This is a genomic window from Shouchella tritolerans, assembly GCF_025770735.1.
GTDB lineage: Bacteria > Bacillota > Bacilli > Bacillales > Bacillaceae_D > Shouchella > Shouchella tritolerans.
This window is the reverse complement of record NZ_JAODPB010000003.1, coordinates 44,474-65,921: the sequence shown is the minus strand read 5'-3', so window position 1 is coordinate 65,921 and position 21,448 is coordinate 44,474. Positions and strand designations below refer to the sequence as shown.

Annotated in this window: 19 protein-coding genes; 1 reads left to right on the top strand and 18 read right to left on the bottom strand. The window is 36.8% G+C overall.

The window, feature by feature from the left end; translation table 11 throughout:
- Nucleotides 1-5 precede the first annotated feature (5 nt).
- The 15 genes from N6H06_RS10805 to N6H06_RS10735 form a co-directional block, all read right to left on the bottom strand.
- Complete coding sequence (locus tag N6H06_RS10805) at nt 6-1,016, bottom strand: ketoacyl-ACP synthase III (protein WP_263706474.1); 1,011 nt, start codon at nt 1,014-1,016, stop codon at nt 6-8.
- Nucleotides 1,017-1,208: 192 nt separating this feature from the next.
- On the bottom strand, nt 1,209-1,778 hold the full coding sequence (locus N6H06_RS10800) for a GNAT family N-acetyltransferase (protein ID WP_263706472.1): 570 nt from the start codon (nt 1,776-1,778) through the stop codon (nt 1,209-1,211).
- 6 nt (nt 1,779-1,784) lie between these two features.
- Nucleotides 1,785-2,402, bottom strand: a complete 618-nt coding sequence (locus N6H06_RS10795; RefSeq protein WP_263706469.1) for a TetR family transcriptional regulator — start codon at nt 2,400-2,402, stop codon at nt 1,785-1,787.
- Nucleotides 2,403-2,804: 402 nt separating this feature from the next.
- Entirely contained in the window at nt 2,805-3,095 is a 291-nt protein-coding gene (locus tag N6H06_RS10790; protein WP_062748986.1) for an AbrB/MazE/SpoVT family DNA-binding domain-containing protein, read from the bottom strand.
- 494 nt (nt 3,096-3,589) lie between these two features.
- Nucleotides 3,590-4,909 carry an aminoglycoside phosphotransferase family protein gene (locus N6H06_RS10785; RefSeq protein WP_263706467.1) on the bottom strand — a complete coding sequence of 440 codons (1,320 nt, stop codon included), beginning with the start codon at nt 4,907-4,909 and terminating at the stop codon, nt 3,590-3,592.
- A gap of 79 nt (nt 4,910-4,988) precedes the next feature.
- A complete protein-coding gene (locus N6H06_RS10780) occupies nt 4,989-5,936 on the bottom strand; it encodes a proline dehydrogenase family protein (RefSeq protein ID WP_263706465.1) in 948 nt (315 codons plus the stop codon).
- A gap of 78 nt (nt 5,937-6,014) precedes the next feature.
- A complete protein-coding gene (locus N6H06_RS10775; protein WP_263706463.1) occupies nt 6,015-6,839 on the bottom strand; it encodes an AraC family transcriptional regulator in 825 nt (274 codons plus the stop codon).
- 524 nt (nt 6,840-7,363) lie between these two features.
- Nucleotides 7,364-8,806: a glycoside hydrolase family 1 protein gene (locus N6H06_RS10770; protein ID WP_263706462.1), complete on the bottom strand. Its 1,443-nt coding sequence runs from the start codon at nt 8,804-8,806 to the stop codon at nt 7,364-7,366.
- A gap of 16 nt (nt 8,807-8,822) precedes the next feature.
- A complete protein-coding gene (locus N6H06_RS10765; protein WP_263706460.1) occupies nt 8,823-9,320 on the bottom strand; it encodes a PTS sugar transporter subunit IIA in 498 nt (165 codons plus the stop codon).
- 19 nt (nt 9,321-9,339) lie between these two features.
- The gene (locus N6H06_RS10760) at nt 9,340-10,629 is read right to left on the bottom strand and encodes an apiosidase-like domain-containing protein (protein WP_263706458.1); all 1,290 of its coding nucleotides are present in this window, start codon (nt 10,627-10,629) and stop codon (nt 9,340-9,342) included.
- 112 nt (nt 10,630-10,741) lie between these two features.
- Nucleotides 10,742-12,124, bottom strand: coding sequence for a PTS transporter subunit EIIC (locus tag N6H06_RS10755; protein ID WP_263706457.1), 1,383 nt, complete (start codon nt 12,122-12,124; stop codon nt 10,742-10,744).
- A gap of 181 nt (nt 12,125-12,305) precedes the next feature.
- Entirely contained in the window at nt 12,306-13,790 is a 1,485-nt protein-coding gene (gene glpK / locus N6H06_RS10750; protein WP_263706455.1) for a glycerol kinase GlpK, read from the bottom strand.
- A 13-nt stretch (nt 13,791-13,803) separates the two neighbouring features.
- Complete coding sequence (locus N6H06_RS10745; protein WP_263706453.1) at nt 13,804-14,769, bottom strand: transketolase family protein; 966 nt, start codon at nt 14,767-14,769, stop codon at nt 13,804-13,806.
- Nucleotides 14,766-15,596: a transketolase gene (locus N6H06_RS10740; RefSeq protein WP_263706451.1), complete on the bottom strand. Its 831-nt coding sequence runs from the start codon at nt 15,594-15,596 to the stop codon at nt 14,766-14,768. Before N6H06_RS10740 ends, N6H06_RS10745 begins: the two co-directional genes overlap by 4 nt.
- A gap of 19 nt (nt 15,597-15,615) precedes the next feature.
- Nucleotides 15,616-17,052, bottom strand: a complete 1,437-nt coding sequence (locus N6H06_RS10735; RefSeq protein ID WP_263706449.1) for an L-fucose/L-arabinose isomerase family protein — start codon at nt 17,050-17,052, stop codon at nt 15,616-15,618.
- 368 nt (nt 17,053-17,420) lie between these two features.
- Between N6H06_RS10735 and N6H06_RS10730 the strand changes: the two genes are divergently transcribed.
- On the top strand, nt 17,421-18,467 hold the full coding sequence (locus tag N6H06_RS10730; RefSeq protein ID WP_263706447.1) for a LacI family DNA-binding transcriptional regulator: 1,047 nt from the start codon (nt 17,421-17,423) through the stop codon (nt 18,465-18,467).
- Between the two features lie 1,138 nt (nt 18,468-19,605).
- Here the strand turns inward: N6H06_RS10730 and N6H06_RS10725 are convergent.
- The 3 genes from N6H06_RS10725 to N6H06_RS10715 are packed head-to-tail and all read right to left on the bottom strand — an operon-like array spanning nt 19,606 to nt 21,233.
- A complete protein-coding gene (locus tag N6H06_RS10725; protein WP_263706446.1) occupies nt 19,606-20,223 on the bottom strand; it encodes an FMN-binding negative transcriptional regulator in 618 nt (205 codons plus the stop codon).
- 21 nt (nt 20,224-20,244) lie between these two features.
- The gene (locus N6H06_RS10720) at nt 20,245-20,763 is read right to left on the bottom strand and encodes a GNAT family N-acetyltransferase (protein ID WP_263706445.1); all 519 of its coding nucleotides are present in this window, start codon (nt 20,761-20,763) and stop codon (nt 20,245-20,247) included.
- Between the two features lie 26 nt (nt 20,764-20,789).
- Nucleotides 20,790-21,233, bottom strand: coding sequence for a MarR family winged helix-turn-helix transcriptional regulator (locus tag N6H06_RS10715; protein WP_263706444.1), 444 nt, complete (start codon nt 21,231-21,233; stop codon nt 20,790-20,792).
- Between the last annotated feature and the right edge of the window lie 215 nt (nt 21,234-21,448).

Sequence of the window (21,448 nt, the reverse complement as noted above, 5' to 3'; positions counted from 1 at the left end):
AGTCATCACAATGGTGAAGGAATATTCATTTGTTCATCAAAATTTAATTCTAAAAGCTGTCCCGCATGAACCAAACCTGATCCGAAACCGTACATAAGTACTTTATCTCCATTTTTAACTTTTCCTTCACGGATTCCAAGGTCAAGAGCTAAAGGAATGGTAGCAGCAGAAGTATTCCCAAAGTTGACTAAGCTATAAAGGGTTTTTTCCATTGGGAATTTTAATTTCTCACAAATCGGCTCGATTAGACGTAAGTTAGCACTATGGGGTATAAACCAATCAACTTGTTCTAAACTCGTTTTTGTTGTTTTCAAAATTTGTTTTACACGATCAGGAATATTCCTTACCACCCATCGGAAAACTTCCCTGCCGTTTTGTACAAGATATTGAGTATCAAGTAACTCAATGCCATTGACCTTTGTGGATAATCCAGAACGATATACATGCTGTGCTCCACTCCCATCACTTCCGAGATGAAATCCAATGAAACTATTTGATTGTTCATCTCCTTCAACTAATACCGCACCTGCACCATCGCCAAATAAAATGCATGTACTTCTATCAGTATAATCTGTAATTTTTGAGATTGTATCTGCTCCAATAACGAGTACCTTTTTGTGGAGGCCAGATGAAATTAAACTGTGTGCTGTATGCAATGCATAAACAAACCCTGCACATGCTGCGCTTAAATCGATGGCACCTGCCTGGGCAATATTTAAACGGTCCTGTATGATACTTGAAACAGATGGAAATGGAAAGTCTGGAGTGCTTGTGGCTACAATGATCATATCGACATCTTCAACTTTTTTATTGTATCTGTGCATTAATTCTTTAACAGCAAATACACATAAATCACTAGTAAATTCATCAGGACGCGTTATCCTCCGTTCATGAATTCCCGTTCTTTGAATAATCCACTCATTCGTTGTTTCGACCATTTGCTCTAGCTCAAAATTTGTTAATTTTTTCTCGGGCGCATAGGTACCAATAGCTGTAATTCTAGCTTTTGAACTCATTTGTTTGTCCTCCTTCACTATTTTTTACACCTGGTTTTATAATTCAATATTAGTACTAGGTACTAATTGGTGTCAATAATCCACAATAACTACTTCTGCTCAATAATATATTCTTGCAATAGAGTGTCATAAAAAACTCCCCTTCGTTTACCTCAACCAAAGGGGAGTTCTCATTTTTATTTCAACACGATTTTATCGATAGCCTGATTGGTCTAAAGACTTTTTTTGCTCTTTAAAGTATTCTCCCTGCAACAGGCCCATTTGCACAATATCATGCCATACACCTTCTCTGAACAGAGCCTCTCGACTGGTTCCCTCATGCCTGAATCCTAGTTTCTCATATAAACGAATCGCCTTTTTATTGAATGAAAACACTCTAAGATAAACCCGGTGCAGATTCATTTCTAAAAATGAATAGTTTAATAGCAATGTCAATGCTTCTCTCCCGTAACCTTTGCCCCAAAAGTCTTTTTCTCCAATGTCGATAATACATTCAGCATTTCTGTTCTTATCATCAATATTGATTAATGTTGTAATGCCAATCGGTTTTTCATTTTCCTTCTCAATAATCATATAACTTTTAGCCGTATTGGAACCAAGAATCACTTGTTCAACAAAGCCTCTCGTTGCTTCAATCGTATAAATATCTAAAGAAGGGCTTGTATTTCGCATCACTTCCATATCATTTCTCCACGTGTGGTAAAGCTCTGCATCGTCTATCGTAACTTTTCTCAACTTAACCTTTGCAGACTCGAATAACATGACGATTTACTCCTTTTCTAGCGGGTTTATCATTTGTTCAAGTGAAAAAAGCAATACGGATAGCTGTTCCTTTACTTTTGTTTTTTCATTCCCCAATTGAAAACTATCCAGCATTAAACCATTTATGCACGAAATAAGGTACCGCGAGATGAGTGCCGGAGACAGCCTAGGTTCAAATTCCCCTCGTTCCTCCCCTTTATGAATGACTTTTTCAATAACACTTGCTGTTCGCTCATAGCGTTCAGAAATATAAGGGAAATCCCCTTTATTTTTAACAAACTTTGATGAAATGAAAAATTCAGCTCTTGCCAACAATAGCGATTGATCCACTTCTTCAATTTGCGTTTGCAGCTCTGTTATCCAGCGTTTAAAGGCTGGCCATAACGGCCCCTCATCTAAAAATAGATCGATAGTGTCCTGATCATCTACTTTAAGAACTTCCATAAAAATATGATCAATATTATCAAAATAATTATAAAGCGTTCCTCTGGAAACATTGGCTTCATCCATAATATCCTGCATCGTAGTGTGAATGTAGCCGTTTTTTATAAAGACTTTCTTTGCCGCTTTTAATAACGTTCTTTTCTTTTCCTTCCTATATTCGTCAGCGACTTTCGGGGCCATATTGATGTCACCTTCCCTTTAAGCGTAAACAAAAAATTATACACTAATGTCATTTTTATAATTTAATTATAAATGACACGAGTGTATAGTTTCAATGTTTAAATTGAGAAAGTCACGAACTTCACTTTGCATCAAAGAAACAACAAGCCGTCCCCTAATGCTCCAATCCACGTGATAGACCCGCTCCGTCGCCATGCATCCGCTGTGTGAAATTCATTCTTTCATCAGCGAGGTGGCGGGTTGAATTTTTTATCATATTTAGATTGAGTAGTCATATAAACCATCCTTCCTATTTTTTTCTACCTTGACCGTACTATAGGATAAAAAGTTTATAGTGCATTAATAGTAAAAACGCGGTTTTTTATGATACGTGAAATGAATAAACATAGACAAAAAAGAGGCTTATACAGCCCCTTCCTTTTGCATATATGCTTCCAGTTTCTCCAGCAACTCTTCCGCGCCCTTAGGACTTAACGTAATCTTCCCATTGGCCAATGAAAAGTTTTTATCGTTAATCTCTCCAGTTACAATGCATTGACTCGCTGGCCTATACTTCTTTAAGATAATCTGTTCCCCCTCGACAAATATTTCTACTGGGGTTTTAATATCAATTTCTAGGATACGACGTAGCTCACTCGGAATCACTACTCGTCCCAACTCATCCACTTTTCGTACAATGCCTGTAGATTGCATCCTAATTCCTCCTCGAAAATCAAGTTTTTAATTGAAGCATTGGATAGACTGTTTTTTCTTCATTCTCCTCATTGTCTGTACCAGTGTTTTTATCTTCTTTTTCATTATTATCTCCTGCTACAGGATCATTTTCTTTAGACGGTTGTTCTTTATTGTCATCTGAACTACAACCAATTAATAAAATGCCCAGCAATAAGGTAGTGAAGTTAGGTTAAATGTTGACATAACCGTACTCCCTCTTTTAATTAATTCATTCAACCTAACAATCTTAATATATTTTCTTCAACATTCACATTCCAATTCTTGCTCCTCCTCTTGGCAACGTATGCAATGATTTCTCAGCCACGCTCACTAGTTTTTTTAATGTCCTTCTTGATCACGGAAAGAAAGCCTCCGCAGGCTTTAAATCCTGCAGAGGCTTATGCAGTGGGCATCTTTTGGATGGCGATGGCAGTCAACAAAGCACTTTTTTGAGTTCGGCTTCTAACTAAAGACTACCACCTATTATTGTGTCTACTCTTATAAAATGGCATAGTCAACCACTCCATGATATAACCCTCTATTATTTGTTGTTTATCCCAATTGTCATTAAAAGCAGGAAAGATAAACGTTTGATAAACAGTCAGATAATAAACAGGGGCAATGGCCTTCATCCGATTATATTCCTCAATTAGATGGGACTTAGAATCAAAGACGCTCCATTTTTCCAAATAGTCATTTAACAGCACCTGAGCAACTTCCACTGAAAAAAGCTGTTCCACTTCTTTTAAGATGACCATTATACTCAGAAACGGGTGTGATAACGTACAATCAGACCAGTCATAAATAACTAGTTGGCCTTTTTGAACAATGATATTGCCACCAAAAAAGTCACCATGCTCTAAGGCGAGTGGGATATTCGATTTTTCCACCTTGTCGCATATGTTTATAATGGTTGGAATACTCGAGTTCAACTTTTGATAGGTCTCCCTTGAAATCTGATGGCTCCCATATAAACCATCTAATGAGGGCTTTACATACGATTTAATTACCTTTGCTACAGGCCTAACTGGACAACTTCGTTTTCTTAATTCGTCAATATGAAAAGTAGATTGCTTTTGCATAACTGCTAACTGTTCAATAGCTTGTCTCCAGTAAGCGATTTTTTCGGTCTTGCCAAGTAAAGAACCTTGTATTTCTCGCATTAAATACCAGTTTTTGTTCGGTTCGATTTGTACAATTTCAGGTACGTACAAAGGGTAATGTTGAAATAAGTAATCGCTCAATAAAGGTTCATGGTCAAATACGTCTGGTACTGCTTTAAAATAGTAGTTCTGTGTATCTGAAACGATTCGAAACAAAGCCGACCTTTCCCAGCTTCTTATTTGTGCAAACGCTAAGGAACTATTTGACAAAACATTAGCTGCCCATCTCTCCATTTGGTCTCTCCATCCTTCATGAAACCATGGAATCTCAGCTGACCTTTGAGTAGCCATCCAAGTCTTCAGTATCGTTTGGTCATCACTATTCAATTTTTTCAAATCACTAGATTGTGATAAACTTAGCCATACATGATTAGCGGATTGGGCGTTTCCTTCTTCCAGAATTTCCACTTCATAAATTCGTATATTCTCGAGTTGGCGATAGCATCTTAGTACATTCGTTTTCAGTTGAAAATGCTCTTTTAAAAATTCATTTATATGCCCTACTACTGCCACATGAGCCAATTCAGGTTCGTAAGAAGGCAAGGAGAATCCATTTGTGCCGTAAGTAAGCAATAATTTATCCTTGAGTTTCGAATGAACAATAAGCTTATATACCCAATGGCTACTCATAAATCTCACCTTTTCACATGAGTCATCGCTTAATTATATCAAGAATTTTGAAATGGTTGTTTTCTATTCGTTTCATGCCCTATTCCCCTACAGTATGTTGTCCAATTATATCTGAAAGGAACGTATAAATATTTGGAGGGTATTCGGCAATACGATGAACGACATATAAATACCACTCGCTACCATATGTTACATAAACTTTCGCCTGAATATTATCCTCTTTTAAAGATCTTAATAAGTCAGGTCGAACTCCATCCAACATCTCTACTTCAACATTTGGCCTGTAAAGAAGCCCTTTCGCTTTTAATTCCGTCAATAGATTTTCATCATGTGTAGCAATAGATAATAGATGATTCCGCTCTACACACATAGATACAAATTCTATATACCGTTTATTTAATTCTTCCGATCTTGGAATATAGATGCCTTCAGGCTCTTGATAGGCGCCCTTTACTAAACGGATTCTACCTGGAGTCTTCAATAGATCGTTTAGGTCAATCAATGAACGTTCCAAATGAACTTGTAATGTTATTCCGACATTTGAGAATGACTTTGCTATCCTTTTGTATAGTGATAAAATGGTATCTGTTTTTTGCGATTCTTCCATACTTATCATTAGTTGAACATTATGTTTTTGTGCTTCTTTTGCTAATTCTTCTAAATTCGTAAATGCGACTGAGTCGGAAATCATCATTCCAATATGGGAAAGATCAAATGACACGGTAGCCTTCATTTGCTTATTTCCGAGATCTTTTATTAGTTCTATGAATTCATTTTTGGCAAGTATACATTCTTCTTCGGAAGTCGTATTTTCGCCAATAAATTCTAATGAAACTTGGTATCCTTTGTTATATAGTTTAATAACACGTTCTATCCCTTCCCTGCGTGTTTTCCCAGCTACAAAACGGTTCGCACCTTTCATTAAAATCGGGAAAAGCTCTTTGGAATTTTGAATATACGCTTTGAGTTCATGGTTTCTAGCAATCGATTTTAGAGCTTTGGAAAAGCGAATTTCCTCATTAATCATAAGATGATCACATCCACATTTAATTTAGAATTAAATCCTTAATGAAAAAGATATTACATACGGAAGTTCATCAAGCGGTCATTTACGATTCTCGATAAAAATATCTCTGTATTGTCCGGGTGTTAATCCAATAAACTCCATAAAGAAATTGCTAAAGTGACTTTGATCTACAAAACCTGTCTCGATGGCTGCATCAAGTGGTTTTTTACCCTGTTCCAATCGTTTCTTAGCTTCACTAATACGAACGGTTTGCAAGTAACGATAAGGAGTAATCCCCCGAATTCGCGTAAATGAGCGTAACAAAGAATATTTGTTCATGTTCGCTATCTTTGCTAAATTGTCTAAAGTAATTTGTTCTGCATAATGTGCTTCTAGGTAGTGACAGACATGTTCAATTTCTTGTTTAATCGCTATCGGTTCAGTATCTGTGTTCGCTTCGGTATATTCTTCAATAAGCTGTTGAATAAAGAAATAAAACGTTTCTTCTTTCTCCAAATCTATAACTTCATCCATAATCATCTGGTGAAGATGATGCAATAATTGAGCTTGTCCACTACGATAAGCAACAGGAGAAGAAAAGGAAGGAAGATAATCTTGCCCTGTAATCTCTTTTGTGACTTTTCGCATAATTTCAGGCTTGATATTCAAACAGCGATAATCTAATGTTTGGTTGTCAACTGATTCACAGGCATGATTGTCCAGAGGGTTAAAAAAGATAACATCACCTGTACCTATTAAATAATCTTTATTTTTACAAGATAACCGTCTTTGTCCACTCTCTATATAGCCAATTACATAATATTCATGGAAGTGGTTCGGAAACTTTTGCATGATTCCTTCAAAACGATATGCTTCTATTTGTAAATCATGATCAAAACGTACTGTTCTTTCTTCTCGTCCCACCGAACAACCTCCTTTTGATTTCTGATACTGAGTGTAACACATTTGGATAAAGCACTCTTGTAAGATATTGACTAATAAAGATGGCAGAATAATATAAAGATCACATACCATTTGTTTTATTATCTCGATGAATCCATAAATTCTTTTACCCTGTTTTTTCTCCAATGCCTCAATCCCGCGGATGATGGAAGCCAGTTGTCCATCTTGTAGTACAAGTGATAATTTCGGTTTTATTGTCGTCTCTGCCCTAGGACCAGTAAATGGGCTGCAACGAACATAATAAAAGAATGATCAAAGCGCCGATATATGATTAGAACTAAACCAATGTGACGATATGTAAGTCATCCCACCAACCATGTAAAGGGCACTTCCCCATCTATCGGTACTCTGCCTTGTTCCATGAAAATACCCCTTCAGATCATTAAATCCAAAGGGGTACAAAACGTTTGGTACGTCATATCGTTAGCTCTTTCAACTTCTTTGATAGGGTTTATCAATTCACACTATCTACCTGCGAATAAACTTTATAAAACCTCGCCATTACTTTCAATAACATTTTTATACCAATAGAATGATTTTTTCTTCAATCGCTTCATCGTACCCCTGCCATCATCGTGTTTATCAACATATATGAATCCATAACGTTTAGAGAATTCCCCTGTAGAGGCACTCACTAAATCAATACACCCCCAACTTGTATAGCCCATTAAATCAACACCATCATCAATAGCCTCGCGCATTGCTTCAACATGACTACGCAAATAATCAATTCGATAATCATCGTTTATGGAACCATCTTCTTCAACTTTGTCGTAAGCGCCTAAGCCGTTTTCAACGACGAAAAGCGGCACTCGATAACGGTCATAAAGTTTGTTCAACACGATGCGTAAACCAATCGGATCTATTTCCCATCCCCAGTCACTTGCTTTTAAAAATCGATTTTTCACCCCTTCTAACAGATTACCGGGAGTGGAATCAAGTCCCGTTTTATCTTTCTTCTCTGTTAAAGACATATAATAGCTTAGCCCGATATAATCAACACGATGTTCTTTGATTAATCTCAAATCACCATCGTGGATATCTAAAGATATGTGGTGTTTTTTAAAAAAACGCTTCATAAATGAAGGATATTCCCCTCGCACTTGTACATCTCCACAGAAATAATTAAAGATCCGTTCTTCCTCCATAGCGTACAAGACATTCTCAGGATTACAATCGTATGAATAGACAGGAGCGGCGATAATCATAGACCCAATTTTAGCTTCAGGAATGATTTCATGGCATGCCTTAACGGCAAGACTGCTTGCCACAAATTGGTGATGAAAAGCTTGGAAAATCGGTTGATATTCGTCTTCTCCCTTTTCAATTGAGAAACCCATGCTCATGATTGGGAAGTGTAAGGCACTATTAATCTCATTAAACGTCATCCAGTATTTCACTTTGCCTTTATAACGATTGAAAATGGCGTTTACATAACGCTCAAAATATGTAATGACTTCACGGCTTCTCCAACCGCCATACTCTTTTACAAGATTCAATGGCATTTCATAGTGAGAAATGGTTACGACCGGCTCAATTCCGTACTTGTACAATTCATCAAATACACGGTCATAAAACGCAAGTCCCTCTTCATTGGGTTCTAATTCATTCCCATTAGGAAAGATGCGCGACCAGGCAATTGACATACGATAGACTTTGAAGCCCATTTCGGCAAATAAGGCGATATCCTCTTTGTAGCGATGATAGAAGTCTATTCCTTCATGATTTGGATAAGAATACTTTTCTTTATCAATTTCAAAATTGAAACCCGGTTCTTTTAATACTTTTAGTCTCTCTTTACCTCCAGGAAGAACATCAGCGATATTTAAACCTTTTCCCCCTTCAAGATAGCCGCCCTCCATCTGGTTAGCTGCAGTTGCTCCTCCCCATAAAAAGTTTTTGGGGAATTTAATTTTAGATTGATTCATTTTCATTACCCCCACACTATTTAAAGTTGCATACAAATAGTTTTTCTCCCCTTGATACCGCTTGTTGATCTACACGTTCAATCTCGTCTACTTTATCCGAATAATTTGTAATGATGATCGGTGTAATAATCTCCTTATTCTCATTTCTTAAAAATGCAATATCGAAATTTAATAAAGGATCTCCCACTTTAACAGTTTGCCCTTCTTTAATGAAAACAGTAAATCCCTCACCATTGAGTTCTACTGTCTCCAATCCAACATGCAGCAGTATTTCTAGGCCGGAAAGAGATTTAATGCCAATCGCATGCTTTGTATGAAAAACTTGAACGACTTCTCCCTCAACAGGAGATACGAGCACACCTTCCTCCGGTATGACAGCGACACCATCCCCCATCATTTTTTGTGAGAAGACAGGGTCGGGAACCCGTTCTAGCGGTACCAATTCACCAGTAAGCGGAGAAAAAATCTCCTCCTTTTCAAATCTCTTTTTATGTTTGAAAATCTTCGCTAACATTTCTTCCCTCCCTAAATCATTAATCGAATCTTTTTTCGCCAATTATTAAAACATCCGAGCCGAACATATGCATATCAATAATGGTTCTATTCTCTTCATATGAAACATCGACTTCTCCAAAACGTCTTTGTTCTAAATCTATAATCGTGAATTCATAATCTTCAAGAAGCTTGTCTAGCTTTAGAACTGTGTTAACCGGAACATAAATGGCAATTTTAGTCGAATCACTGTTACTCGCAACTCTAATTTCCTCTGTATTTTTTAATACGATATCCAGTGGTTGCAAGTCATAAAGATCATATAATTTAAATATCTTCTTGGCGAACGCATAATCCCAGGCACCTTCAAACTTTAATGCATCTTTCCAATCATAAGGTCTGTCAAAAGCTTCGCCAGTTAGTCCGAAGCTTTTCCCCTTCTTATGCCAACTCCATATTCCGTGAGCTCCATATGTAATACCTGCACTAGCGCCAGATAATAAACTTTGCCATGCAGCCTTTCTAACATCAAACTGATTAAATCGTCCATATAAATTCCTGCTATAACCCATTTGTTCATAACAAGGCTCTGAATTAAGGGTAGGTCTTCTGACCGGTTTGTTGCTAAACTCATCGGCAAGTTTGTAAGTCATATTTTGGAATTTGGCGTTGTGCCCCGATTGAAACATATAAAAGTCTAATTTGTCACTATATAAAAACGCATCGGGTATTTCCTGCAATCTCCCTCTGATATGCAAAGTCGTTAGACAATGAGGGCTTAATCGCTTAATTGTGTTTAAAGCTAACGAGTAATATTCCACGGCCCGATCTGTTGGAAAATCAGTATCTCCACTTACCAAATAAATAGGATTGTATTTTGAAAATCTACCGTCAACATACTTTATATAATCCTCAACTAATTCCAGAGGCATATTATTTACATCACTAATCTCAGATCCCCATGTATCTGGAACATAGTTACACCACAGTAGTACGAGTGCTGGTACGAACCCTTTTTCTACTGCCATTGCAACCATCTTTTCAGCACGTTCAAAGTAAGCATCATTTTTCTTGTGAAAGTTAAAGGAGCCGTCATCCTTGTATTCAAACGGTTTTAAATTCAAATTTGATTCACTGGCATCCCATTGTTGGAGGATATTGATTTGCAGAACATTAAAGCCTTGGATCTTTCTATAATCAAGGTAATTTTCCCACTCCTCCAAAGTGGTATTGGTAAATGCACTCCACACTGTGTCAGCGAAGAAAAAGAATTTGTCCCCTTTTTCCGTTTCTAAATGTCGTTTATTTTCCGAAACTCTTAATTTTATCAAGTCATTCCCCTCCCAATTCATAGTGAAGAGAAAATAGTGTCATGAACTATTCTCCCTCAAATATCGTTCCTTAAAGATAGGATACCATCAAAAACGAATTAAGTTGTTGTCTTCATTGTGTATGCTTATGTTTTAATTGCATCTTTTGGTTATACCCAAATAGGTAAGTCAAGATAAATGCAATGGTCAAAGCGGCAATCAGTGAAATGACAAATCCATAAAATTCTGAGTTAATTCCTTGCGGATCAATAAACATCGGGATACCGAAAACACCACCTGAAGCAAATCCTCCATACATCTTCCCGCTAAAGAATCCTGCAATTGCGCCACCTGCACCGCCGCCAATACACGCCATTATAAATGGCCGCTTAAGTGGTAAGTTAACCCCATAAATTGCAGGTTCTGTAATACCTAAAAAACCGGATAATGTAGCCGTTGTTGATAGCGTTTTCATTTTGGCTTCTTTTGTTTTTAATGCAACAGCCATAGCCGCTCCAGTTTGAGCAAAAACGGTACAATACAATAAAGCATTAATAGGATCGAAGCCTAATGTTGCTATATTGTTTATGAAAATCGGAATAAAAGCCCAATGCAGTCCAAATATAACCGCTATTTGCCAGATTCCAGCAAGAACTAAGCCTGTAATAGCAGGGCTTAATGAATACAAAGCCATAGCCCCTTTAGCTAACAATTCACTAGCATATACAGAAATCGGCCCTATTACAATAAATGATAAAGGAACGGTGATTACTAATATGATTAAAGGAACAAAAATTAATTGCAGTGCCTTTGGAATTGCTCGAAGAAGCAATTTCTCAAATTTAGCTGTAATGAACGCAGCCAGTATAATCGGTATAACTGATTGTGTATAATTCATTAAGACAACAGGAATTTGAAGAAAAGTTAACGCTTCACCAGCATTATACATTTCCAACATCGTAGGATAAACAAGAGCAGCCCCAATAGTAGCTGTTATATATTGATTCGTTTTAAATGTTTTACCGGCTGAGAATCCGAGTAAAATTGGCATGAAATAAAAGAATGCATCTGAAGCAGCAAATAAAATCTTGTAAACGCCCATTTCCTCTGATATCCAACCAAGTACTGTTAAAGCAACTAAAAATCCTTTTAAAATACCGGCAGCTGCTAATACTCCCATTACAGGCATAAATATTCCAGACATCATTGATACAAACTTGCTAAATACCCCCCCTTCTTCAACTGTATCATCTGTGTCTTCAGCAGTTTTTTCCCCGATTAATTTGGTTACTTCGGCATAAACATTGGAAACTTGTTCACCGATTACAACCTGGTATTGTCCGCCACTTATAACAACTGTCATTACTCCAGGCAATTCTTTTATTACTTCTGTTTTCGCAAGAGATTGATCTTTAAGCTTAAACCTTAAGCGCGTCACACAGTGTATCACGCTGTTAATATTGTCTTTACCGCCTACCTCTTGTATAATTTGCCTTGCTAGCTTTTCATTATTCATATCTCAGACCTCCAATCCAGTATTTATTAATCCCTCTACACGCGTAAGACAAAAGCCTGTCGCTCTTCCTCGAATCCACAAAAATTGAAATTTTTCTACGATGTAGCTCATGTAATGACTATTACACTTACAAGCTTAAATCGCCGCTCACCCCCTTTGACGTCGGAGTTAACAGTACCATTTAGGTTAAAAGTGCGTGAATTGCTTTTTTCCATTCTGAATAGAACTTTTCTCTTTTTGTGGGACTCATTTTCGGCTCAAAAATATGTTGTTCATTCCTTAGTTGGTCGATCACTTCAATAGAATCCCATAAACGTATGCCGAGCCCACCAAGGTATGCAGAACCTAGAGCCGATAACTCAGAAACATTTGAGACGATCACTTTAATTCCAAGTACGTCAGATAGAAATTGCATTAAGAACGCATTTGTCGTCGCGCCGCCATCGACTTTTAATTCTTTTACAGCTACATTCGTATCTTTATATATAAGTTGAATAACATCTTTCACTTGGTACACGATACTCTCTAATCCTGCTCTTATAATGTGAGATTTGTTCGTATTTCTGCTCATACCCGTAATACCAGCCCGTGTATTTGGACTCCAATAAGGCGCACCTAATCCAACAAATGCAGGCACTAAATATACGCCACCATTATCCTTCAACATAGCCGCCAATGTTTCAGCTTCAGAGAAATCCTCAAATAAAGTTAAATCGTCTTTCATCCACTTCAGAATGTCACCTGTCGTATGGATGATTCCTTCCAAAGCATACGTAACCTCTCCATTAAGACCCCAAGCTATCGAAGTAACTAAACCGTCTTTCGCATCTACATGTTCTTCTGTAAACACCATTACGGATGTTCCTGTTCCAAAAGTAGCTTTTGCCATACCTTTATGAAAACATCGTTGTGCAAACAGAGCTGCTTGCGAATCACCGATAATACCGGATACAGGAATCTTTGGTATGAATAATTCTCTATCTTCTATGAACCCATATACTTCATCGGAAAATCTCACTTCAGGCAACATCGATCTTGGTATAGTAAAAATATCAAGTAATTCATCATCCCAATTTAAGGAGTTAATATTAAATAGTAATGTCCTACTCGCATTTGTTACGTCTGTAGCGTGAACGCTCCCATTTGTCAGCTTCCATAACAACCAGCTATCAATGGTTCCTAATAAAAGGTCGCCATTTTCTGCCCTCTCTCTTGCACCTGTAATATTATCTAAAATCCACTTTACTTTAGTGGCAGAGAAGTAAGGATCAATCGTTAGACCAGTCTTCAAATGAACCTTTTCTTCATACCCTTCCTGTTTCAGAAATGTACACATAGAAGTAGTTCTCCGACATTGCCATACGATTGCGTTATAAACCGGCTCGCCCGTTTGCTTGTCCCACACAATAACAGTCTCACGTTGGTTTGTTATTGTAAGAGCTTTTAATTTTTCTATTATCGTTTGATTTGATTGAGCGATTGCGTTAATTGCATCCTTTACACATTCATATATCTCAATAGGGTCATGTTCCACCCACCCCGATTGAGGATATATTTGCTTGTGGCTTCCTGTCTTTTTTGCTACAACATTGCCTTGTTGATCAACAATAAGCGCTTTTGTGCCAGATGTGCTCTGGTCTATAACAAGAATGTATTGGTCATCCATTTTAACAGCCTCACTAGTTACCAATCATTTCTTTAGCGATGGTAGAAACATTTGGAGCACTCAAGCCATAATGTTCAAATACTTCCTTTGTATTGCCTGTTATCGCTGGTTCATCCGGAATACCAATGATTTTGATAGGAACAGGGTAATTTTGTGAAATCACTTCTGAAACGGCAGAACCAAGTCCGCCATAAATACTGTGTTCCTCTATCGTAATGATGCGCGCCGTTTCTTCAGCTGCTTTTATAACAGCTTTCTCATCTAGCGGCTTGATCGTATGCATATTTAATACTCTGCAACCAATCCCTTCTGATTTAAGTAAATAAGCTGTATCAAGCGCAATGCGTACAGTTTCTCCCGATGCAATGATGGTAAGATCGTTTCCTTCATGCATCGTAACTGCCTTGCCAATTTCAAAATTGTAATCTTCATTTATATAAGAATCCTCCACAGGATTTCTGCCAATTCTCATATAAACAGGTGTCTGATAATCTACTAAGGCTTCGGTCATTTTCTTGGCTTCGTGACGGTCAGCAGGCATCATGACGTGTAAATCTGGTATAGCCCTGGTCACAGCCAAATCTTGCAGGGAGTGATGTGACATACCAAGCGCTCCATAACTTACTCCGCCACTAATTCCAATTAACTTTACATTCGTTCTTGAGTAAGCAATATCAACTTTAATCTGCTCTATGCTTCGCATGCTTAGGAAACAGGCAGGAGAAGCTACAAACGGCTTTTTTCCAGAGGCCGCCAAGCCGGCTGCAATCCCTACTAAGTTTTGCTCTGCAATCCCTACTTCTACTAATTGACCGGGCAGGGCATCTGCGAATGGCGCCATGGACGCTGAACCTCTGGAATCACTTGTTAATACTAAAATATCTTTATTTTCTTTTGCCAAATGTAGCAGAGTATCACTGATAACTTTCCGATTTGCAATATTATTTCCCGGTTTCTTTTTAAGTGCTGCATGATTCATGATAATACCTCCAATTGCTCAGAAAGTTCCTTCATAGCTAATTCATACTCTTCTTTAGTCGGAACGTGATGGTGCCAGCCAGCTACATTTTCAGCCAGTGATATTCCTTTCCCTTTAATAGTGTTGGCAAGGATGATTGTAGGTTTTCCAATCGTCTTGGGCACTTCATTTAGAACTTCTACTAGTTCAGCTATATCATTGCCATTTACTTCAACAACACTCCAGCCAAAGCTCTCCCACTTTTTATCAAGCGGTTCATTACTCATCACATCACTTGTACTGCCTGTGATCTGCAATCTATTTCTATCAATGATTCCTATTAAGTTATCCAGCTTATATTGTGATGCAGCCATAGCGGCTTCCCAAACAGAACCTTCTGCTAGCTCACCATCGCCCATTAATGTGAAGACTCTATAGGATTTATGATCCTTCTTAGCAGCTAAAGCCATTCCCACCGCTACTGATAATCCATGCCCTAATGACCCAGTGTTCATTTCCACACCTGGAACCTTATTATTCGGATGTCCTATTAATCTAGAGTTGAATTTAGAAAACGTTTTTAATTCTTCTCTCGGGAAAAATCCCCTGTCAGCTAATACCGCCCAATAAGATTCAACGGCATGACCTTTACTTTGAATATAACGATCCCTGTCTTCCCATGTTGGATTTTGCGGGTCGACATTCATCACATTATAGTAAAGAACTGTTAAAATATCGGTGTTTGATAAGGATGAACCAGTATGGCCTGTACCAGCTTCATAAATTGTTTCAAGCAACAACTTTCTGATTTCAGCAGCTTTACGCTTCAAAAATTTTATATCCTCCATAAATCTCCCTCCAATCGTATTATTCATTTATATCACTGCCACGCAGCCACGCTTGAATCTCTTCTACTGTAGGATCTACAGGGTCTGGTGTTAAACCAGGTATATATTGACACGCTTCATATATAACCGGTATGACATTGGCATGGATTCCAGTTGAATGGTGAATATATGGACCTTTCACTAATTTTTCTTCCCATAGCGGCCAATCATTCACTTCTACCCATACATATGACCCTCTTGAGTATGGCCCCTCAATCCCTTTAGCTTTACCTAAAAAAATTGAATACTCTCCATGGTCACCATCAAAGCGCGCTATTGTCATCTCCCCGCCTTTTATCTCCCCTTCATGCGTACCTGGTGAATGATCTTCGAATAAAAAGTGTTTATTTAATGTAGGCCTGTCTTCCACACTTAGTGAAACCGGAAAATTCCCGCAATGGAATAACAACTCTCCATTTGGGTTTTCAGGGTGTCTAATTGTAATATCTGCAAAAAAGGTTGGTGTCGTGTTCAAAGTTGCTGCTTGAACCATAATGGATGTAATGGCACCATGAATATCTGTTTCGCAAGTGACTGGGATTTGTTCATCAGTTAAGATTGCATTTGCCAAACAAGGCATAATGCCTATAATGTCTTGTAATGTAGACCAGCATTGAATAGCAATAGCCGAGCTGCCCGTTTCTTCAGCATATTGCTTCATCGCAACTTTTAGTGAAGCTATACGACGTACGTGTTTTTCTTCAACCATGCTCCAGTCAAGTGTTTCTTTAATATAATTGATCGCTTGATCTAACTCTGCGCTTCCTTCTTCCTCAACTTTCAGTGTTGTCTGCTTTATTTCGTCTAAGGTAATCGGGTAAATTTGAATACCGAACTTTTCAAGCAATTCCCCTTCGTTGCATATTACTGACCAAAAATCAGAAGGTCTGGTTGAGATTTGAAGGATTCGGAGCTGTTTAAATTGCTTCACAACATTCGCTGCACCAATAAAGTTTTTAAATCCTCTTTCAAAGACTTTAGAATCAACAGTACTGTTTGTTATGTAAGTGAACGGTACGTTAAACCTGCGAAGCACCTTACCTGTTGCAAAGATTCCACATTGCGTATCCCGAAGTCGCATCCCATTTTCCAGTGGAGCCTCATCTCTCGGGCCCCATATTAATACAGGTTTATCAACTGCTTTGGCTATTTTGGCTACAAGATCTTCCGTACCAAAATTACAATGCGGAAAAAATAATGCATCTACCCCCTCAGATTGAAATCGATTTACAACCGCAGCTTCATCTGAGCGATTATATAATAGACCTTCCTCATTGATTCCTTCCAAATCAACGATTTCAATTTCTAACCCAAAACTTTTTATTTTCTTCATTATTAACTCTTTGTATTTATAAGCGTCTTCTTTACTAAACACGAATCTCCGTGTTGGAGCAAAGCCCAACTTTAGCTTATCCATGTTACTCCCCCCACAATTTCAACTTTAATACCCCTAAACAAAAGTAAACAAAAACTAAAAAAAACGATAAAAGTTTAATAAAAACGGATTAATACGAGTTAGTTATCGAGATTAGAGTATCACCCGAACTAAACCGAAGTCAACACATTTATATAAAATTTACATTTATTATTTATATAATGTAACCGATTTAATTTAGTTATGTTTAGTCATTTTTAAACTTAAACCTTTTTATTTTAGTATGTTTGACCTGATTAGATGCCTATTTCAACAAGTTTGACATCACTAAATTCTTCCACTAAACTATGTATAAATAAGTTATTAGAATGATACAGGACATCTCAATTAATTTAAGTTGGAGGATATAGATGAAGATTGATGACATTGCAAAAATTGCCAAGGTCTCCAAGTCCGCCGTTTCATTAGCTTTAAATGGAAAGCCTGGTGTCAGTCAAGAAACGAGAGAAAGAATTTTAAAAATCGCAGAAAAGCACGATTATAACCCAAGACCTTTTTCAAAAGCACACAACAATAACAAATCAAAGATTTTCCGTTTTGTCGCATGTACACATACTGGAATTATCACAGATCAATATCAATCTCAATCTTTTTTTATGGAGTTAATTAATAATATAGATCAATCTATTACATCAAAAGGATATTCTTTAATCATTTCCTCAATCAATGTTGACTCATTAGAGCAAGAAATAACAAACCTAGAGAAACAGCAACGTTCTTCTGGAATATTAATGCTAGGAACAAACTTAACTGAAGAGCAAATCAAAGCTGTAGCTAAATTGCAACCAAATTTGGTTGTTTTAGATACATGCTTTGAAACCTTAGATGTTAGCTTTATAGTAATGAATAATGCTTTGGGGGCCTATCAAGCGGGGGAATATCTTGTAGGATTAGGCCATAAAAAGATTGGCTATGTTGAATCTAACTCTAGAATGTACAATTTTAATATGAGAAAAAGAGGATTCCAAAAAGTCATTTCAGAAAACAATTTAATCATCAAGCCTGAACACATATTCCAAATGTCACCTACTGATGTCTCTGTTCAAGAAGCGTTCAAACAATCGATATTGAATCTAAAAGGCAACTTGCCTACAGCATTATTTTGTGAATGCGACTACATGGCGATTAGTGTAATCAAAACACTTAACGAGTTAAACTTAAACGTTCCTGAAGATATATCAGTCATTGGGTTCGATAATATTACTGAGTCAAAAATAATAAGCCCAGAATTAACGACGATCCATGTAAAAAAAGATAAAATTTCATCACTTGCTGTTGAGAAGTTAACTAGAGAAATAGATCATAATGAAGATGTTAAAATGAAAATCTTTGTCGACACTGAACTTATTGTTAGAAAATCTTGTTGTTCACAAACGGAACATGAAAAAAGGGATTGATTTAAAATAAATCTCTTCTATAACATTGAACTTCGGATAGTGCACCTATCCCCGTTCAGTTCCCCTTTTAGCAAACTGTAGCCAGTTCGAGCAATGTTATCGGCAAAGTGCGCAATGCCTGTTATGTGAAACGCTTTATTGATGCCTCGCTACGGAAAAGCCGATGGTAAATATGCAGGGATTAACAAACATTGGCGATTCCACTTTATTTTTTTAATTCGGGAAATAATTGACCAAAATTTTTCTCGTGCCTGCCACGGGGCATGGGCCTCAATACACGGTAAATATTCTACAACCTAAAAGGTTTTATATGTAAAATCGTTTATAATCTAATCCATTCCTCTTTTAAATGTTCTTTAACACCCCTTTGGCTATGCATAACCAAAGGGGTGAACCTTCACGACTTTTTTAAAAGCCGGATTTCCTATTCCCCTGCTAAAAAGTCTTTCCCCACCTCCATTCTCCCCTTCACTCTCTCCAAACCCTTGCGGCTCTAAGCTCTTTCCTCCCTTCCTCTTCTTTCCACCACTCTTTCTTCTGCTGCATAGTACTTCACCAAAACCCTTAATTTCGACCTCTTTTTTCCGTTCTATATTGTATACAATATTGGGACAATATCATTAAGTTCGTACCGAACTGAGAGAGTAATCAAGAGAAAATAATGGAAAGAATGAAAAAAACTACTGAAAAAGTGTTGAAACCCTATAGGTTTATATCGTGAAGAAAACAAAAGAATAGAACAGAGTGAAATTGAGAAAATATGACTGGAGCCCTTATTGGATAAGGGATTGGACAGATATTGAGCAAAACAAAAAGACTAGATCACTAATGGACCCAGCCTGAAATTTGATTGATTTTACGATTGAATATTGATTGAGAACATATTGCTCGCCTGCTCTTTTTTTCCTCTCTCTTCCTTCCGCTCTGGATACCAACTATTTAGCATTGGGTTGGGTACAGCCTGTCTAGCATGAGGAAGGAGAAAGTAACAGCTATATATAATAGAAAAAAGAAGCAGGAAATAAGAAGTAAGAAAGTTGCTATTAACCTAACCCTTATTCAGTTAAATCCATTTACTTTAAGTGAAATTTCCCACAAACAGTAGAAAGATGCCAAGTTGACAGCTCGATCCCCTGCTTTAATTTTTTAATCTCTTTTTCATCAGTTCCGCCATTTGCTTCGAATTTGGATTTTGTTCATTTTGTAATTTGTCAATGATGTTAATATAATCGGTTTCATTTCGATTTTGGCTTAATTTATATGCAGCTTGAACTTCTTGCAATTTAATTTTAAATCCAACTATACCTTTGATTTGTTTTTTTGTTTGTGGAGAAAGATTTTTCCATAAAACAGGATTCTTACGATTTCCTTCATATTTTTGTAATAATAATATAAGATCTTCTTCTAACTCTTGTTCGCTCATAATACTTGCTGTTCCATATACATGGACTGATTGATAATTCCATGTTGGTACATTTTCCCGTTTATACCAAGATGACGAAATGTATGAATGTGGACCTTGATACATAACAAGGACATTATCATTTTCAGCCTCGAACGTTTTCCATTGAGGGTTCGCATAAGCCATATGTCCAGTTATGTAATAATCATCTCCTTGTTTATGTAACTCCAAAGGTAAATGAGAGGCTATAGGTTTATCTTGTTTTGTCGTTACAATAGTTCCAAAAGAGTTCCTCTGAATAAATTCTTTGATTTCATGAAAGTCCGTAACTTTATAATACTTAGGGATATACATGATAATCCACCTTTCAAAAATTTATTTAAGTGTTTTGATCATTACAAAGTCCATTTGTTCTTCATCCCCCATATAAAAAGAGTGGGCTCCAGTTTGAACAAACCCCATTTTCTTATAAAAACCAATGGCATTTTCATTTTTTTCCCATACACCTAGCCAGATTTTGTTTTTATTTTGTTCCTTCGCAATTTCTATAGCTTTAGTTAGCAGATATTTACCAAGCCCATGTCTTTGAAATTTATTCCTAATGTAAATCCTCTCAATTTCAAGTGATTCCTCACCCATTTCTTCAGACTGAGCATCATTAGTATTGACCTTTAAATATCCAGCAACTTCATTATTAAAATAAATAAAATAGAATTGTGAAAAAATGTTGGATAGTTCCTTTTCTAATTGTTTTAAGTTAAATGCCTTTTTCAAATAGGCCTTCATATTTTCAGGTGAATTCTGATCTTTAAATGTTGCATTGAATGTTTCTATACTTATTTCTTGAAGTGTTTGTAAATCTTCAAACGTGCACTTCTTTATTCTTATAGTCACTCTGAAATGTCTCCCCTTATCCACCTTCAATAATTTCTTTTGTTTCCCTTTTTTTCATATTCCCAGTCTTTTTCAATATTTTTTCTAACTCTTTTCAGAAGGTTAAAAATGGTTTCAGCCTCTGTTTCGCAAAATCCAGTTAAGGCGACGGTATTAGAATAATCATTTTCTGTTTTTATAAATGGATATACATTTTTCCCTTTCTCTGTCGGAAATGGTTTTTTATTATGTGGGTCATCTCTCTTTTCAATAAAGCCATTCATTTCTGGCTTTTTTATAGCACTTGATGCTGTTGTTCGATCCACTTTTATCATCTCAACTAACTTTTCTTGAATGATTGCAGGGGTTTCACATATTCGTACAAGGTACAAATACTGCCCTTTTGTGAGATCATATTCTTTAAATGCTATATTACTAATAGAATCTAAAGCCCTTGCAATCATTCCAATTTCAAGAAGAACTTCCTTCATAATAAACTCCTTACACAAATTTTTGTTGCAAATACAATAATAACTCTATATCAAGTCTAATTCAATTTTGTTGCATTTGCAATAAAAAATACGGATAAAAATTCGAGTAAAAAAAGAAAGAATCTTGTAGTTTACTTGCTGAGCAGATTCACCCTCTTTTATTTGGATCTAATATCCAACTCAGTAAGGTTTTCAAATTCAACAAAATCAAAGAC

Coding starts and splice junctions, on each gene's coding strand:
- N6H06_RS10785 (WP_263706467.1), bottom strand. CDS start 4,909: ATGAGTAGCCATTGGGTATATAAGCTTATTGTTCATTCGAAACTCAAG.
- N6H06_RS10795 (WP_263706469.1), bottom strand. CDS start 2,402: ATGGCCCCGAAAGTCGCTGACGAATATAGGAAGGAAAAGAAAAGAACG.
- N6H06_RS10800 (WP_263706472.1), bottom strand. CDS start 1,778: ATGTTATTCGAGTCTGCAAAGGTTAAGTTGAGAAAAGTTACGATAGAC.
- N6H06_RS10740 (WP_263706451.1), bottom strand. CDS start 15,596: ATGGAGGATATAAAATTTTTGAAGCGTAAAGCTGCTGAAATCAGAAAG.
- N6H06_RS10715 (WP_263706444.1), bottom strand. CDS start 21,233: ATGAAGGAAGTTCTTCTTGAAATTGGAATGATTGCAAGGGCTTTAGAT.
- N6H06_RS10735 (WP_263706449.1), bottom strand. CDS start 17,052: ATGGATAAGCTAAAGTTGGGCTTTGCTCCAACACGGAGATTCGTGTTT.
- N6H06_RS10805 (WP_263706474.1), bottom strand. CDS start 1,016: ATGAGTTCAAAAGCTAGAATTACAGCTATTGGTACCTATGCGCCCGAG.
- N6H06_RS10755 (WP_263706457.1), bottom strand. CDS start 12,124: ATGAATAATGAAAAGCTAGCAAGGCAAATTATACAAGAGGTAGGCGGT.
- glpK (WP_263706455.1), bottom strand. CDS start 13,790: ATGGATGACCAATACATTCTTGTTATAGACCAGAGCACATCTGGCACA.
- N6H06_RS10790 (WP_062748986.1), bottom strand. CDS start 3,095: ATGCAATCTACAGGCATTGTACGAAAAGTGGATGAGTTGGGACGAGTA.
- N6H06_RS10730 (WP_263706447.1), top strand. CDS start 17,421: ATGAAGATTGATGACATTGCAAAAATTGCCAAGGTCTCCAAGTCCGCC.
- N6H06_RS10765 (WP_263706460.1), bottom strand. CDS start 9,320: ATGTTAGCGAAGATTTTCAAACATAAAAAGAGATTTGAAAAGGAGGAG.
- N6H06_RS10725 (WP_263706446.1), bottom strand. CDS start 20,223: ATGTATATCCCTAAGTATTATAAAGTTACGGACTTTCATGAAATCAAA.
- N6H06_RS10745 (WP_263706453.1), bottom strand. CDS start 14,769: ATGAATCATGCAGCACTTAAAAAGAAACCGGGAAATAATATTGCAAAT.
- N6H06_RS10770 (WP_263706462.1), bottom strand. CDS start 8,806: ATGAATCAATCTAAAATTAAATTCCCCAAAAACTTTTTATGGGGAGGA.
- N6H06_RS10780 (WP_263706465.1), bottom strand. CDS start 5,936: ATGATTAATGAGGAAATTCGCTTTTCCAAAGCTCTAAAATCGATTGCT.